Here is a 14,955-nt window from a genome sequence, read left to right as displayed (position 1 = left end):
GTTAAGAAGTACTCACGGGGCCGGAGGCCACTAGAGCAGTTTCGACAGGAACAACTTGGTGCGGTCGTGCTGCGGATTGGCCAGCAACTCGCGGGGATCGCCCGATTCGACGACGACGCCGGCGTCCATGAACACCAGCTGGTCGGCCACCTCGCGGGCGAAGCCCATCTCGTGCGTGACGACGACCATCGTCATGCCGCCGGCCGCGAGATCCTTCATCACGGTGAGCACCTCCCCGACCAACTCCGGGTCGAGGGCGGACGTCGGCTCGTCGAACAGCATCAGCTTGGGGTCCATCGCCAGCGCGCGGGCGATGGCGACGCGCTGCTGCTGACCACCCGACAGCTGCGCGGGGTACGCGTCCGCCTTCTCGCTCAGGCCCACCTGGTCGAGAAGATCCCGTCCCCGCTCGAGCGCCTTCTTCTTGCTCAGCTTCTTCACCTGGATGGGCGCCTCGATGATGTTCTCGAGCGCCGTCCGGTGCGGGAAGAGGTTGAAGTGCTGGAAGACCATCCCGATGTCGCGGCGCTGCTTCGCCGCCGCCCGGGGGTGGAGTTCGTAGAGCTTGCCGCCCCGCTCGGAGTACCCGACGATCTCGCCGTCGACGTACAGCCGGCCGGCGTTGACCTGCTCGAGGTGATTGATGCACCGCAGGAACGTCGACTTGCCCGAACCGGACGGCCCGACCAGGCACAGGACCTGGCCGGCGCCGATCTCGAGCGACACACCTTTGAGCACCTTCAGCGCCCCGAAGTTCTTGCAGACCCGGTCCGCCTTGACCATCGGCGTCATTTTCGTTCCCCTCCGGGTGTGTCGGGCAGGGTTTCGGGACCGGGTTCGATCACCAGCGGCTTGCCCTGCGCATCGGCGAGCGCCTGCAATTGCCGCGGGGTGAGCTTGCGGGACGCGCCCTTCGAGTAGTACCGCTCCAGGTAGAACTGGCCGATCATGAGCAGGCTCGTGATGGCGAGGTACCAGGTGGCGGCCACCATCAGCAGCGGGATGGGCTGGAAGTTCGCACCCGAGATGTCCCTGGCACGTCCGTACAACTCCAGGCTGTACGGCACCGCGGTGACCAGCGACGTCGTCTTCAGCATGCTGATCAGCTCGTTGCCGGTGGGCGGGATGATCACCCGCATGGCCTGTGGCAGAACCGTGCGACGCATCGTCTGCGACCACGTCATGCCGAGCGCCACCGACGCCTCGGTCTGCCCCTCGGCGACCGAGTTCACGCCTGCGCGGACGATCTCGGCCATGTACGCGGCCTCGTTGAGTCCCAGCCCGATCACCGCGAACAGGAACGCCGCGTTGATTCCCTGCAGGTCGATGTGCACGAACTGGTGGACGAACGGGATTCCCAGATCAAGCTGCTTGTAGATGGACGGGAACAGCCCCCAGAACACCAACTGCACGTAGACCGGGGTCCCGCGGAAGATCCACAGGTATCCCCACGACGCCGCCTTCAGAACCGGGTTCGGCGACAGCCGCATGACGGCGAGCACGACACCGAGGCCGATGGCGATGGCCATCGACAGGATCGTCAGCTGGATGGTGTTCCACGCCGCGGCCGAGATCCGGGCGTCGAACAGATACTGGGCGTAGACGTCCCAGCGGTACGCCTCGTTGGTGCGCGCACCGTTGACGAACAGCGCCAGCAGCAGGCCGACGACTATCGCGGCGATCCACCGGCCGGGCCGCCGCAGGGGGATCGCCTTGATGGGTTCCGGTTCCTGCCCCGTCTCGGTGCCCGGCCGCCCCGGAGCCTTCTCCACGTCAGACACTCGTCAACCGCTCAGCTCGTGGCGCCGTTGATCTGGGAGGTGGTGATGACGCCCGCCTCGACACCCCAGTTCTCCGCGATCGTCCGGTAGGTGCCGTCGTCGATGAGGTGCTGCAGCGCCTGCTGGAGGGTCTGCGCGAGCGGCGAGCCCTTCGCGACGGGCCAGCCGTACGGCGCGGCGTCGAAGACCTCGCCCGCGGCCTCGATCTTGCCGTCGCTCTGCTTGATCGCATACGCGGTGACGGGCGAGTCGGCGGACATCGCATCGACCTTGCCGAGGGCGACGGCGTTGGCCGCGTCGTCCTGGCTGTCGAACTTCACGATCTCGATGGGCGGCTTACCGGCGGCCACGCACGCCGCGCTCTTGGCGGGCACCTCTTCGAGGTCCTCGATGGTGGTCGTCTGCACGCCCACCCGGAGGCCGCACGCGTTGGTGGGGTCGACGGACTTCCCGGCGGGCTGCGCCCACTGCACTCCGGCGCTGAAGTAGGTGGTGAAGTCGACCGACTGCTCGCGTTCCTTGGTGTCGGTGAACGACGACATACCCATGTCGTAGCTGCCGGCCTGGATCGACGGGATGATCTTGTCGAAGTCCGCTTCGGTGTACTCCGGTGTCACGCCGAGCACCTTGCCCACAGCGTCCACGAGGTCGACGTCGAAGCCGACGATCTTGCCGCTCGGATCCTTGAACTCGTTGGGCGAGTAGGGAATGTTGACGCCGACGATGATCTTGCCGGACGAGGCGATCTTCTCGGGCAGTGTCGCCGCGATGGCATCCACCTTGTCGACTTCCACGGCGACGGTGTCTTCTCCGGACGGCGAGCCGCCGCCCTCGGTGTTGCTGGCGCAGCCGGCGAGCAGCAGAGCACTGCCACCCGCCAGTGCACAGATGGTGCGGGCCACGCGGCCTCGCGCGAAGACGGATCGACCAGACACTGGCATGTCCTCCAAGAATCGTGGTACACCGAGCGAGCTACGGCGACGGAGAACTCTCGAACTCCGACTAGTCGAACGGTAGGTCACGACACCCGCAACTGCGGACGTCGTTACCGAACATTAACGGCCTGACCCGGCCCGTGGCGGCGGTTTCAGCGACGCAGTGTCCGGGCGAGGACCGTCTCGGTGAACTCGCTGGTGGACGCGAGTCCACCCAGGTCAGCTGTGGCGACCCCGGAGGCGATCGTCGCACGGACCGCGTCGCGGATACGGTGGGCCGCGCCGCCGAGATGCCGGTCGGCGCGGCGGTCCCCGAGCCACTCGAGCATCATCGCGGCCGACAGCATCAGGGCCGTCGGATTGGCCCGGTTGCGTCCCGCGATGTCGGGGGCGGCTCCGTGCGCCGCCTGCGCCATCACCTTCGTCTCGGAACTGTTGATCGACGGGGCCGTGCCGAGCGAGCCGGACAGCTCGCCCGTCAGGTCCGACAGGATGTCGCCGAACATGTTCTCCGTCACCACGACGTCGAAGTCGCGCCCCCTGCGGACGAGGTGCGCGGTCATGGCGTCGACGTGCTCGTCGTCGATCCGCACGTCCGGGTAGTGGCGCTCCCCCACCTCCCGGCAGACGTCGCGGAACAGTCCGGTGGTCATCGACAGCACGTTGGCCTTGTGCACGATCGTGACGTGGCGGGCCCTCGTGCGCGCCAGCGCGAATGCGGTGTGCGCGATGCGCTCACACGCCCGCCGTGTCACGACGCCGACGGCCAACGCCACGTCGGGAGTCGGCATGAACTCGCCGCTGCCGGCGAACATGTTCCGATCCGCGTACAAGCCTTCGGTGTTCTCCCGGACGATCACGAGGTCCATGTCCGGCACCGTCGAGGCGACGCCCTCGAGCGAGCGCGCGGGGCGGATGTTGGCGAAGAGGTCGAAACGCTTGCGCACCACCCCGCCCGGGGTCAGCCGGCCGCGGAACGGCTCCGGGTAGGCGGCGCTGTCGTGCGGACCGAGGATCCAGGCGTCGAGTTCGTCCAGCGCGGACAGCGTGGAGTCGGGGATCGGCGTTCCGTGCGACTCGATGGCGCCCAGGCCGAGGGGCAGTTCCACCCAGTCGACGTCGCCGCCTCCCGCCGCGGTCACCGCGGCCGAGACCACCCGCTGGGTCGCCGGAACGATCTCGTGACCGATGCCGTCGCCGAGGAGCACCCCGACCCGGGTACCGGAAATGTTTGCCGTAGCACCGCTCATGAGGCCATCATTGCCTACCATGGTCCAGTCGGTGGAACTGCTGTTCGACGAAGCGACCGACGTTGCCGTGCGCGCCGAGTGGCAACGCCTGTGGGATGCGGGGATGCCCAGCCGCACCCGGGTTCGCGCCGAATCGAATCGGCCCCACATCACCCTGTTCGTGGCACGCCATATCCCAACCGAGATCGACGAACTGCTGGGCCGCCGGATCGCGACGCCCTCGTTCCACATCCGGCTGGGCGGGCTCGTGATGTTCGGGGGCAGGCACGTCACGCTGTCCCGGTTGGTGGTGCCGTCGAAGGCCCTGCTGTCCCTGCACCGCAGCGTGTTCGATCTCGCGGAACATGCCACGGAGGTCACGCCGCACATCCGGCCGGGCGAGTGGACGCCGCACGTGACCCTCGCGCGGCGACTGCCTGCGGATCAGATCCCGGAGGCCGCGCGGCTGCTCGACGGCGGCGACATCGTCGGCCGGGCGTCGGTGGTGCGCCGGTGGGACGGGGACGCCAAACGCGAGTGGGTGGTGACGGCACCCCCGTGATCACGGTGTGCGCGCGGTGATCGTCGCGGCGGCCCTTCGCGAAGACCGTTGGGTGACGACGATTCCCGCGATCACCGCGAGCGCCCCGACGGGCTGGTTCCAGGAGATGTGCTCGTCGAGCGCGACCGCGCCGAGCACGACGCCGACGACCGGGGTCAGGTAGGTGACGGTGGACGCCGCGGTGGGCCCCCAGCCGCGCACCACGTTCGTGTTCCACACGAACGCCAGTCCCGTGCCGAACGCCCCGAGCCCGATCATCGACGCGACGATCGCGGGGGTCAGGTGCATCGGTGTGCTCGCGACCCACGGGGTGGCGAGCACCATGGCGGCTGCGGCGATCGACACCTGCATGAACGCGATGGTCGGAGTGCTCACGCCGCGCGGGAGGATGAACCGCCTCAGGTAGACCAGTGCCACGCCATAGGACGCGGTGGCGCCGAGGCACGCGAGTTGGGCGGGGACGCTGCCGAGAATCCCCGACTGCCACGGCGCCAGCACCACGACCACACCCGTGAACCCGAGCAGGAGACCGAACAACTTTGCGTCCGTGAGCTTCTCCCCTGGCAGGAATGCCAGGGCCACCGACATAGTCATCAGCGGTGTAGTGGCGTTGTAGATGCTGGCCAGCCCCGAACTGATGCTCTGCTCGGCCCAGCTGAACAGCAGCCACGGCAGCAGGCACTGCGCGACGGCCAGCACCGACAGGTGCGCCCAGGTCGCCGCTTCGCGCGGCAGCCGCGTCCGGGTGATTCCGAGGACGGCGCCGAGGGTCACCGCCCCGAACACGAGTCGCCACAGCACGACCTGGGTGAAGGACAGGCCTTCGAGACCGACCTTGATGAAGAGGAAACTCGCGCCCCAGGCGAGCGCCGTGCCCGCGTACTGAACCGCCGGATTCCCTCTCAAAACCGGAAGTCTCCGTGCTGGATGACTTCGTTGTGGGTGTCGGGCGTGCGGCCGGCAAGCGCCAGCGCGTCGAGCGCCAGGAACACGAGGAGTACCACGACCAGGATTGTCATGCCTTCAGCCTGGTTCTCTCGGCCTCCGAGCAAAAGTGGCAGAAAAGACATAGTTGATCGTTTTCCTGCCATACTGGGTTGGTGCTGAAAAAGGTCGTCGTACCCCTCATGCCGCTCACCGAGGCGTTCGAACTCGGCGTCGCCTGCGAGGTGTTCGGTTTCGACCGATCCGACGACGGCCTGCCCACCTACGACTTCTCCCTCGTCGCCGGCTCACCGGAACCCATCCGCACCCGTTTCGGATACGGCATCGACGTCCCGTACGACCTCGACCGGCTCGACGACGCCGACCTCATCGTCGTTCCCGCGGGCGGCACCTACGCCGAGGACGACGGCTCCTACCTGTGCGCGAAGGAGCCTGCCCCGCACATGGATCCTCTCCTCGACAAACTCCGGGCCGCGGTGGACCGCGGCGCCAAGGTCGCCAGCCTGTGCAGCGGCGCGTTCGTGCTCGGGGCCGCCGGACTGCTGGACGGACGCAAGTGCACCACCCACTGGCGGCACGCCCGGCGGCTCGCCGAACTCCACCCGGCGGCCACCGTCGACCCGAACGTCCTCTACGTCGACGACGATCCGGTCCTGACCAGCGCCGGCACCGCCGCCGGCATCGACCTGTGCCTGCACATCGTGCGCAAGGAACAGGGCAGCAAGGTGGCCAACGTGATCGCCCGGCGCATGGTCGTCCCGCCGCACCGCGACGGCGGCCAGGCGCAGTACGTGGCGATGCCGCTGCCGTCGACGACGATCGACACCCTCGGGCCGCTGCTCGACTGGATGACCGAGCACCTCGCCCTCGACCTCACGGTGACCGCGGTGGCGGCCAAGGCCAACATGTCGCCCCGGACGTTCGCGCGACGATTCCAGGCCGAGACCGGAACCACCCCGGCCCGCTGGCTCAGCGACCAGCGGGTGCTGGCCGCGCAGCACCTGCTCGAGAACTCGGACCTTTCGGTCGACGTGATCGCCGAACGCGTCGGCTTCGGCGGTGGTGCGGTGCTGCGGCAGCATTTCCTGCGGCTGCGCCACACCACCCCGCAGGCGTACCGCCGCACGTTCCGGGACACGGAGCGCACCGGGTGAGGAACCCGCAGGGAAGAATCGACGGCGACGCGGCGTTGCACAGGCAGACCCACCGATCGAAAGGACCCTCGTGGCCACCAAGACTCTGACTCAGCAGAACTTCGACGAGACCGTGACCGGCAACGACGTCGTTCTGGTCGACTTCTGGGCATCGTGGTGCGGACCGTGCCGCTCCTTCGCCCCCACCTTCGAGGCCTCGTCGGAGCAGCACCCCGACGTCGTACACGCCAAGGTCGACACCGAGGCGGAGCAGGGCATCGCCGCCGCCGCGAACATCCGCTCGATCCCGACCATCATGGCGTTCCGCGAGGGTGTGCTGGTGTTCAGTCAGCCGGGTGCGCTGCCGCCCGCGGCGCTCGAGGATCTTCTCACGCAGGTCAAGGCCCTCGACATGGACGAGGTGCGCAAGCAGATCGCCGAGCAGGCCCCCGCCGAATAGGGCGTAGGACCGCCGCGGCCGAACCGAGCGGAGGACCGCCGCCTAGTGCGCGGCGGCGTCCCAGCTGCGACCGGTGCCGACGGACACGTCGAGCGGCACCGACAGTTCGATGGCCGAGGCCATCTTGTCGCGGACCAGCTGTTCCACCTGGTCCCGTTCCGCTTCGACGACCTCGAGCACCAGTTCGTCGTGCACCTGCAGCAGCATGCGCGACTTCAGACCCGCCTCGCGCAGCGAACGCTGCACGTCGATCATCGCGACCTTGATGATGTCGGCGGCCGTGCCCTGGATGGGGGCGTTGAGCGCGGCACGCTCGGCGACCTCCCGCCGCTGGCGGTTGTCGCTGGTGAGGTCGGGCAGGTAGCGGCGGCGCCCGTACAGCGTCGACGTGTAGCCGTCCTTGCGGGCCTGTTCCACGACCTCGTGCAGGTAGTCACGCACCCCACCGAACCGGGCGAAGTACGCCTCCATCTGCGATTTGGCCTCTTCGGTCGAGATCTTGAGCTGCGCCGCCAGACCGAACGCGCTGAGCCCGTACGCCAGCCCGTACGACATCGCCTTCACGCGGCGGCGCAGCTCGGGGGTGACCTCCTCGATCGGCACGCCGAACGCGCGGGCACCGACGAAGCTGTGCAGATCCTCGCCGGTGTTGAACGCCTCGATCAGGCCCTCGTCGCCGGACACGTGCGCCATGATCCGCATCTCGATCTGGCTGTAGTCTGCGGTGAGCAGCGAGTCGAAGCCCTCGCCGACGACGAACCCGTCACGGATCTGACGGCCCGCGTCCGTGCGCACCGGGATGTTCTGGAGATTGGGCTCGGTGGACGACAACCGGCCGGTGGCGGCGACCGTCTGGTTGAACGTCGTGTGGATCCGGCCGTCCTCGGCGACCGTCTTCAGCAGACCGTCGACGGTCACCTTCAGCCGCGTCGCGTCGCGGTGCGCGAGAAGGTGCTCGAGGAACGGGTGCGACGTCTTCTCGAACAGGTTCTGCAGCGCCTCGGCGTCCGTGGTGTAGCCGGTCTTCGTCTTCTTCGTCTTGGGCATCTCCAGCTCGTCGAACAGCACGACCTGCAGCTGCTTGGGTGACCCGAGGTTGATCTGCTTGCCGATGACCCCGTAGGCCGCCTCCGCCGCCTCGGACACCTCGGCCGCGAACCGGCTCTGCAGGTCGTGCAGGTGGTCGCCGTCGACGGCGATACCGGACGCCTCGATGTCGGCCAGCACCGCCAGCAGCGGCAACTCCATCTCGGACAGCAGGGCCGTCGACTCGATGTTCTCGAGTTCCGTGTCGAGCGCGGCCGCGAGGTCGAGGACGGCGCGGGCACGGAGAATCTCGGTCTCGGCGGCTTCGGCGTCGACCTGATCGGCGTCGTCGAGCAGCGACAGCTGCTCCTGCCCGGTCTCCTCCACTCGCAGTTCCCTGCGCAGATAGCGCAGCGACAGGTCGTCGAGGTTGAACGTCCGCTGCCCGGGGCGCACCAGGTACGCCGCCAGCGCGGTGTCGCTGGTGAGACCGCCGAGCATCCAGCCGCGTCCGCGCAGCGCGTGCATCGCCCACTTGGCCTCGTGCAGGGCCTTAGGCTGGGTCGCGTCCGCGAGCCAGTCGCCGAGCGCCTTCTCGTCCTCCGGGGTGGCGGACGCGGTGGCAATGTACGCGCCCTCGCCGTCGGCGGCTGCGACGGCGAGGGCCGTCACGTCGCCGCCGTACGGGGTGCGGGTGCCGACCACCGACACCCCGGACCGCTCGCCCGCCGACGCGTGCGCCGACAGCCAGTCCGCGACCGCACCCGGCTCGAGCGCACTGCCGCGCACCTCGAAGCCCTCCTCCGCCTCGGCTTCGACCGGGGCGAGCGTCGCGAACAGCCGGTCGCGCAGCACCTTGAACTCGAGGTCGTCGAACAGCGCGTGGATCTTCTCCCGATCCCACTGGGCGAGCATCAGCTGGTCCGGGGTGTACGGCAGCGGGACGTCGCGCACCATCTCGGTGAGCTCACGGTTGAGCAGGACGTTCGGCAGGTTCTCCCGCAGCGCGTCACCGACCTTGCCCCGAACCTTGTCGACGTTGTCGACCAGCCCGACGAGATCGCCGTACTCCTTGATCCACTTGGTGGCGGTCTTCTCCCCCACCCCGGGGATGCCCGGCAGGTTGTCGCTCGGGTCGCCGCGCAGGGCCGCGAAGTCGGGGTACTGCGCAGGTGTGAGCCCGTACTTCTCCTCGACGGCCGCCGGCGTGAACCGGGTGAGGTCCGAGACGCCCTTCTTCGGGTAGAGCACCGTCACCCCGTCGGTCACCAGCTGGAGCGAGTCCCGGTCGCCGGTCACCACCAGGACGCGGTACCCGAGCACCTCCGCCTGGGTGGTGAGCGTGGCGATGATGTCGTCGGCCTCGAAGCCCTCCTCGGCCATCACCGGGATGCCGAGGGCCCCGAGGACGTCCTTGATGATCTCGACCTGCCCCTTGAACTCGTCCGGGGCCTTGCTGCGGTTGGCCTTGTACTCGGGGAACTTCTCGGCCCGGAACGTCTGCCGGGACACGTCGAACGCCGCCGCCACATGGGTGGGCTGTTCGTCGCGCAGCAGATTGATCAACATCGACGTGAACCCGTAGACGGCGTTGGTGACCTGACCGCTGTGCGTCTTGAAGTTCTCGGCGGGCAGGGCGTAGAACGCACGGAAGGCCAGCGAATGGCCGTCGAGCAGCATCAGGGTGGGGCGATCGTCGGACGGCGCGGCTGCGCCGGACGCGGGGGACGTGGTGGACCGGGGGGTGGTTGCAGGGCTCACGGTTGCCCAGTCTAGGGAGCGGATCCGACACCGATCAGCCGGATGGTTCGATACCCAACCGAAACGTGCCGGAAATCCGAGAACCCCATTTCGCGCGACCGGAGCCGTTAGAGTCCGGAAATTGCGGCACGGGCGGTAGTCGAGCCCGTCGCAGCACGTTCCTGACCGATCTACACGTTTCCGGAGGACCTGCGTGGCCCCAACCGTGAGGAAGCGACTCCCAGCAGTGAGTACGCGACCGACATCCGCGAGGAACCGCACGAGACGAGGTCCGGTCACCCGGCAACTCGGCCGTGCGTTCGTCCTCGTCCTACTCGGCCTCGTCGCGGCGATCGCCTTCGGCGGTCCCGCGGCGGCGCAGGAACCCACCCCACCGCCCCCACCGACCGCAACCAGTCAGCAACCGGCGCCCCCGGAGAACGCGGTGCGGGTCAGCGGCAATCTGAACAACGCCGGCGAACGGCTCGCGGACGTCGAGGTGCGCGCTCTCGATTCGTCGGGCAACGAGGTGGCGAAGGCGACGTCGGAGGCGAACGGCCGCTGGGAAGTCCAGGTCGCGCCCGGCACGTACACGTTCGAGATCGTGGCGGACTCGCTTCCCGACAATGTCAGCGTGCAGGGCACGGTGCAGCGTGAAGTGGTGGCCGGTCGCACCAACACGGTGATCTTCTCGTTCGGCGAGGCCCGCACCGGTTCCGGGGTGCCGTTCTACGAGAAACTGATTCGCCAGACCATCGACGGACTCCGGTTCGGTCTCGTCATCGCCATCGCCGGTGTCGGGCTGAGCCTGATCTACGGCACCACCGGCCTGACGAACTTCGCGCACGGCGAACTCGTCACCCTCGGCGCGGTCGCGGCGTGGGTGATCAACGTGACGTTCGGTGTGCAGCTGATCCCGGCCACCGTCCTCGCGGTGTTCGTGGGGATCCTGATCGGCCTGCTGAACAACGCCGCGATCTGGAAACCGCTGCGAAAACGCAAGACCGGCCTGATAGCCCAGCTGGTGGTGTCGATCGGGCTCGCGATCTCCCTGCGCTACCTGATCCTGATCTTCTTCTCCGATCGCGCGGAGCCGTTCGTCGACTACCAGGCGCAGGTGGAGCGGCACTGGGGTCCGATCGCGATCACCGACGCCAACCTCGTGTGCATCGCAATCAGCCTCGTCGTCCTCGTCGGAGTGGCCCTGCTGCTGCAGAAGACGCGCATCGGCAAGGCCATGCGGGCGGTGTCCGACAACCGCGACCTGGCCGCGTCCTCCGGCATCGACGTCGAACGGGTGATCCGCTTCGTGTGGGGGCTCGGCGGCGGCCTGGCCGCGCTCGGCGGCGTCCTGTTCGGCATCTCCGAACTCGGCGGCCGCGTGCAGTGGGAGATGGGTTTCAAACTCCTGCTGCTGATGTTCGCCGGCATCACCCTCGGCGGACTCGGCACCGCCTACGGCGCGCTGCTCGGCTGTGTGATCGTCGGTCTGCTCGTCCAGCTGTCGACGCTGGTGATCAACCCCGACCTCAAGTACATCGGAGGACTGCTCATCTTGATCGTCATCCTGGTCGTCCGGCCTCAGGGCATTCTCGGCAGCCGGCAAAGGATCGGGTGAGGGCATGGACATCGCAGGAGCACTCCAGGTCTCGCTCGCCCAGCTGATCGGCCCGTCCGCGATCTTCTACGCGCTGCTGGCAATCGGCCTCAACCTGCACTTCGGTTACGCCGGGCTGCTGAACTTCGGTCAGATCGGTTTCGCACTCCTCGGCGGCTACGGCGTCGGGATCATGACCGTCACCTACCAGCAGCCGCTGTGGGTCGGCATCCTCGTCGGTCTCGTCGCCGCCGGGTTGCTGGCCGTCGTCCTCGGTATCCCGACGCTGCGGCTGCGGGCCGACTACCTCGCCATCGTCACGATCGCCGCGTCCGAGATCCTGCGGCTGATATTCCGCTCCACCGCTTCGGATTCGATCACCGGCTCCACCAACGGCCTGTTCGGCTTCGCCGATCCGTTCACCACGCTCAGCCCGTTCGACTCCGGTAAGCAGTACAACTTCCTCGGGGTGAAGTTCTACGGCGACGACCTGTGGTCGATGGTCGTCGGCTGGACTCTCGTCCTGGTGCTGTGCGGGTTCGTGTACCTCCTCACGCACAGCCCGTGGGGCCGCGTCCTCAAGGCGGTCCGCGAGGACGAGGACGCCGCGCGCGCCCTCGGCAAGAACGTCTTCGTCTACAAGATGCAGGCGCTGGTCCTCGGCGGCATGATCGGCGGGCTCGGCGGTGTGTTCAACGCACTGCAGACCAAGTCGATCAACCCCGACTTCTACTCCACCGCCCAGACGTTCTTCGCGTTCGGCGCCCTCATCCTCGGCGGCGCGGCCACCGTCTTCGGACCGGTGGTCGGAGCGATGCTGTTCTGGTTCCTGCTGGCCATCCCGGACGCACTGCTGCGCCAGGCCATCTCCGGTCCGGAGCCGCTGCTGCCGCTGACGGAACAGCAGGTCGGGGCCATGCGCTTCGTCCTGCTCGGCATCATGATCGCGGTGCTCATGGTCTTCCGGCCGCAGGGCATACTGGGCAACAAGCGGGAGGTGCAGCTCAATGCCTGACCACAGACTGCCGGATCATCTGCAGACCGACACGGTGCTCACCGCCGAGCAACGGGCCTCGATCTTCACCGACGTCCCGCACTCCCCCGGCGCATCCAAACCCGACCCGATCCTTCTCGTCGACAACGTGTCCCGCACATTCGGCGGGCTCAAGGCCGTCGACGTGGCGCATCTCGAGATCCAGCGCGGCTGCATCACCGGACTGATCGGTCCGAACGGCGCGGGCAAGACCACCCTGTTCAACCTGCTCACCGGTTTCGACCGGCCGGACAGCGGTACGTGGTCGATGGACGGCCAGTCCCTCGGCCGGATGTATCCGCACCAGGTGGCCCGCCGCGGTGTCGTCCGCACGTTCCAGCTCACCAAGGCGCTGTCGAAGCTGACGGTGCTCGACAACGTGCGGCTCGGCGCCACCGGGCAGCGCGGCGAGCGGATTGTCAACACGCTGCTGCCATGGACGTGGAAGGCGCAGGAACGCGCCGTCACCGAACGGGCCAACGAACTGCTCGCGCGGTTCACACTCGACACCAAGTCCGACGATCTCGCCGGTTCGCTGTCCGGCGGTCAGCGCAAGCTGCTCGAGATGGCGCGGGCGCTGATGACCGAGCCGACCGTGGTGATGCTCGACGAGCCGATGGCCGGCGTGAACCCGGCGCTCACCCAGAGCCTGCTGGGCCACATCAAATCGCTTCGGGACGAGGGCATGACCGTGGTGTTCGTCGAACACGACATGGACGTCATCCGCGACATCAGCGACTGGGTGGTGGTGATGGCGCAGGGCAGTGTGATCGCCGAATCCACCCCGGAACACCTCTCGTCCAACAGCGCGGTGGTCGACGCGTACCTGGGCAGCCACCACGATCAGGCACTCGAGTTCGACGACGAGGGGAATCCGGTGGGCGCGACGGCCGTTCTGGCCGAGGCACTCGAGAGCGCCGAGGCCGAAACCCTCGAGACCGGCGGCGACCTCTCCGAACCCGACATCACCGACCTGAGGCGTGAGAACTCATGACCGAACCGACCCCAGCGGAATTCGCGGCCACACCCGAGGAGCACGCCCGGCTCGCCGAGGGTGCCCTCGTCCGCGCGGACGGTGTGGTGGCCGGGTATATCCCGGGCGTCAACATCCTCCGCGAATGCAATTTCTTCCTGCGCGAGGGTGAGATCGTCGGCATCATCGGCCCCAACGGCGCCGGCAAGTCCACTCTCCTGAAGTCGTTGTTCGGGTTGATCCCGGTGCGTGAGGGCTCGGTGACCCTGCGCGGTGAGGACATCACGTCCAAACCGGCCCACGTTCTCGTGCAGAAGGGCGTCGGCTATGTCCCGCAGACGCAGAACGTCTTTCCGTCGCTCACCATCGAGGAGAACCTCGAGATGGGGATGTATCTGCGCCCCAAGCGCTTCGCGGAGAGGTTCGCGTTCGTCGGCGACCTGTTCCCGCTGCTCGTCGAGCGGAAGAAGGTGAAGGCGGGCGCCCTGTCCGGCGGTGAGCGGCAGATGGTCGCCATGGGCCGGGCGCTGATGATGGATCCGTCCGTGCTGCTGCTCGACGAGCCGTCCGCCGGACTGTCCCCGATGTTCCAGGACGAGGTGTTCATCCGCTGCAAGAGAATCAACGCGGCGGGTGTCTCGGTGATCATGGTGGAACAGAACGCCCGGCGGTGCCTGCAGATCTGCGACCGCGGCTACGTCCTCGACCAGGGCCGCAACGCCTATACCGACTCGGGGCCCAACCTGATGCACGACCCGAAGGTGATCGAGTTGTACCTCGGCACCCTCGCGGGCAGCCAGGAGAAGAAGTAGTCCCAGCGGATCCGGACACGACTGTGGGCCAGGTTTCCCTGGCCCACAGTTCGTTTCAGACGAGTGCGATCACCCGCCGACGACGATGTACCCGTCCGTCGTCAGCTTGTTGTCGGCACCGAACTTCAGCTTGCCGTACGAACCGATGGACGGCTCGCCGGCTGCGGCGAAGTCGAGTTTGCCGGTGATGCCGTTGTAGTCGATGTCCGTTCCGGCCTGCACGAGCGGCAGGCATTCCTGGTACGACGTGCACGGCGTGCCGCCCTCGGTGACGTTGTTGATGTTCGCGGCGATGTCGCGACCCGCCGTCGACTTCGCGGCTTCCGCGGCGAGCGAGGCAATGACCACGGCGTCGTAGGACTCACCGGCGTAGTTGAAGTCGATCAGCCCCGGGTTGATGCCCTTGAGACGATCCTGGAAGGCCGGGCCGACGTCGGTGAGCGGGGTGGTGCCCTGCATGCCGTCGAGCAGCGGCGCCGCCACCGACTCGCCGAGTGCGTTACCCATGTTGCCGTCCACGCCGTAGACCTTCATGCCGTCGGACGGGCCGATGCCGACCTCGTGCATCCGGGTGATGATCTTCGCCGACTCCTCGAATCCCACCACCGCGACGGCGTCGGGCGCGAAGTCCTTGACCTGGTCGACCTCGGAGTTGAACGACTGCGCGTTGGGGTCGTAGATGATCTTCTGGATCTGGTCCTCGGGGATGCCCGCGTCGACGAGGTTCTT

Annotated in this window: 14 protein-coding genes; 7 read left to right on the top strand and 7 right to left on the bottom strand. The window is 67.7% G+C overall.

The genetic code is table 11. The features are described 5' to 3' along the window. Nucleotides 1-30: 30 nt before the first annotated feature. The 4 genes from AC1DWT_RS43600 to AC1DWT_RS43585 all read right to left on the bottom strand — a co-directional run bounded on the left by AC1DWT_RS43600 (nucleotide 31) and on the right by AC1DWT_RS43585 (nucleotide 3,966). The gene (locus tag AC1DWT_RS43600) at nucleotides 31-792 is read right to left on the bottom strand and encodes an amino acid ABC transporter ATP-binding protein (protein WP_072949310.1); all 762 of its coding nucleotides are present in this window, start codon (nucleotides 790-792) and stop codon (nucleotides 31-33) included. After that, complete coding sequence (locus AC1DWT_RS43595) at nucleotides 789-1,772, bottom strand: amino acid ABC transporter permease (RefSeq protein WP_072949312.1); 984 nt, start codon at nucleotides 1,770-1,772, stop codon at nucleotides 789-791. Before AC1DWT_RS43595 ends, AC1DWT_RS43600 begins: the two co-directional genes overlap by 4 nt. 20 nt (nucleotides 1,773-1,792) lie before the next feature. Then, nucleotides 1,793-2,722, bottom strand: a complete 930-nt coding sequence (locus tag AC1DWT_RS43590) for an ABC transporter substrate-binding protein (protein WP_012687960.1) — start codon at nucleotides 2,720-2,722, stop codon at nucleotides 1,793-1,795. A gap of 146 nt (nucleotides 2,723-2,868) precedes the next feature. Next, nucleotides 2,869-3,966 carry an isocitrate/isopropylmalate dehydrogenase family protein gene (locus AC1DWT_RS43585; protein ID WP_072949314.1) on the bottom strand — a complete coding sequence of 366 codons (1,098 nt, stop codon included), beginning with the start codon at nucleotides 3,964-3,966 and terminating at the stop codon, nucleotides 2,869-2,871. Nucleotides 3,967-3,985: 19 nt separating this feature from the next. Between AC1DWT_RS43585 and AC1DWT_RS43580 the strand changes: the two genes are divergently transcribed. Then, nucleotides 3,986-4,507, top strand: a complete 522-nt coding sequence (locus AC1DWT_RS43580; protein ID WP_072949316.1) for a 2'-5' RNA ligase family protein — start codon at nucleotides 3,986-3,988, stop codon at nucleotides 4,505-4,507. Here the strand turns inward: AC1DWT_RS43580 and AC1DWT_RS43575 are convergent, their stop codons facing one another. Continuing rightward, complete coding sequence (locus tag AC1DWT_RS43575; RefSeq protein ID WP_095865282.1) at nucleotides 4,508-5,413, bottom strand: DMT family transporter; 906 nt, start codon at nucleotides 5,411-5,413, stop codon at nucleotides 4,508-4,510. A 194-nt stretch (nucleotides 5,414-5,607) separates the two neighbouring features. Here AC1DWT_RS43575 and AC1DWT_RS43570 point away from each other — a divergent pair, with 194 nt between their 5' ends. Together AC1DWT_RS43570 and trxA are read left to right on the top strand one after the other, a co-directional pair. After that, nucleotides 5,608-6,606, top strand: coding sequence for a helix-turn-helix domain-containing protein (locus tag AC1DWT_RS43570; RefSeq protein WP_072949321.1), 999 nt, complete (start codon nucleotides 5,608-5,610; stop codon nucleotides 6,604-6,606). 70 nt (nucleotides 6,607-6,676) lie between these two features. Beyond that, nucleotides 6,677-7,045, top strand: a complete 369-nt coding sequence (gene trxA / locus AC1DWT_RS43565; RefSeq protein WP_005260388.1) for a thioredoxin — start codon at nucleotides 6,677-6,679, stop codon at nucleotides 7,043-7,045. 42 nt (nucleotides 7,046-7,087) lie between these two features. Here trxA and polA read toward each other — a convergent pair whose 3' ends face one another. Then, nucleotides 7,088-9,832 carry a DNA polymerase I gene (polA, locus tag AC1DWT_RS43560; RefSeq protein WP_206012636.1) on the bottom strand — a complete coding sequence of 915 codons (2,745 nt, stop codon included), beginning with the start codon at nucleotides 9,830-9,832 and terminating at the stop codon, nucleotides 7,088-7,090. A 226-nt stretch (nucleotides 9,833-10,058) separates the two neighbouring features. Here polA and AC1DWT_RS43555 point away from each other — a divergent pair, with 226 nt between their 5' ends. From AC1DWT_RS43555 to AC1DWT_RS43540, 4 genes are read left to right on the top strand one after another with little or no spacing between them, the layout of a single operon-like run. Further along, entirely contained in the window at nucleotides 10,059-11,429 is a 1,371-nt protein-coding gene (locus AC1DWT_RS43555; RefSeq protein WP_072949325.1) for a branched-chain amino acid ABC transporter permease, read from the top strand. 4 nt (nucleotides 11,430-11,433) lie between these two features. Continuing rightward, on the top strand, nucleotides 11,434-12,423 hold the full coding sequence (locus tag AC1DWT_RS43550) for a branched-chain amino acid ABC transporter permease (RefSeq protein ID WP_072949327.1): 990 nt from the start codon (nucleotides 11,434-11,436) through the stop codon (nucleotides 12,421-12,423). After that, nucleotides 12,416-13,435 carry an ABC transporter ATP-binding protein gene (locus tag AC1DWT_RS43545; protein WP_095865280.1) on the top strand — a complete coding sequence of 340 codons (1,020 nt, stop codon included), beginning with the start codon at nucleotides 12,416-12,418 and terminating at the stop codon, nucleotides 13,433-13,435. Before AC1DWT_RS43550 ends, AC1DWT_RS43545 begins: the two co-directional genes overlap by 8 nt. Then, complete coding sequence (locus tag AC1DWT_RS43540) at nucleotides 13,432-14,226, top strand: ABC transporter ATP-binding protein (RefSeq protein WP_072949330.1); 795 nt, start codon at nucleotides 13,432-13,434, stop codon at nucleotides 14,224-14,226. Before AC1DWT_RS43545 ends, AC1DWT_RS43540 begins: the two co-directional genes overlap by 4 nt. 69 nt (nucleotides 14,227-14,295) lie before the next feature. Here AC1DWT_RS43540 and AC1DWT_RS43535 read toward each other — a convergent pair. Next, nucleotides 14,296-14,955: type 1 periplasmic-binding domain-containing protein (locus tag AC1DWT_RS43535; protein WP_477925539.1), on the bottom strand; the 660-nt coding region annotated here is incomplete at its 5' end.

The sequence above is a fragment of the Rhodococcus sp. P4_B6 genome (genome assembly GCF_056402215.1).
This window is presented reverse-complemented; position numbering and strand designations above follow the sequence as displayed.

Coding starts and splice junctions, on each gene's coding strand:
- AC1DWT_RS43550 (WP_072949327.1), top strand. CDS start 11,434: ATGGACATCGCAGGAGCACTCCAGGTCTCGCTCGCCCAGCTGATCGGC.
- AC1DWT_RS43600 (WP_072949310.1), bottom strand. CDS start 792: ATGACGCCGATGGTCAAGGCGGACCGGGTCTGCAAGAACTTCGGGGCG.
- AC1DWT_RS43585 (WP_072949314.1), bottom strand. CDS start 3,966: ATGAGCGGTGCTACGGCAAACATTTCCGGTACCCGGGTCGGGGTGCTC.
- AC1DWT_RS43545 (WP_095865280.1), top strand. CDS start 12,416: ATGCCTGACCACAGACTGCCGGATCATCTGCAGACCGACACGGTGCTC.
- AC1DWT_RS43540 (WP_072949330.1), top strand. CDS start 13,432: ATGACCGAACCGACCCCAGCGGAATTCGCGGCCACACCCGAGGAGCAC.
- AC1DWT_RS43590 (WP_012687960.1), bottom strand. CDS start 2,722: ATGCCAGTGTCTGGTCGATCCGTCTTCGCGCGAGGCCGCGTGGCCCGC.
- AC1DWT_RS43580 (WP_072949316.1), top strand. CDS start 3,986: ATGGTCCAGTCGGTGGAACTGCTGTTCGACGAAGCGACCGACGTTGCC.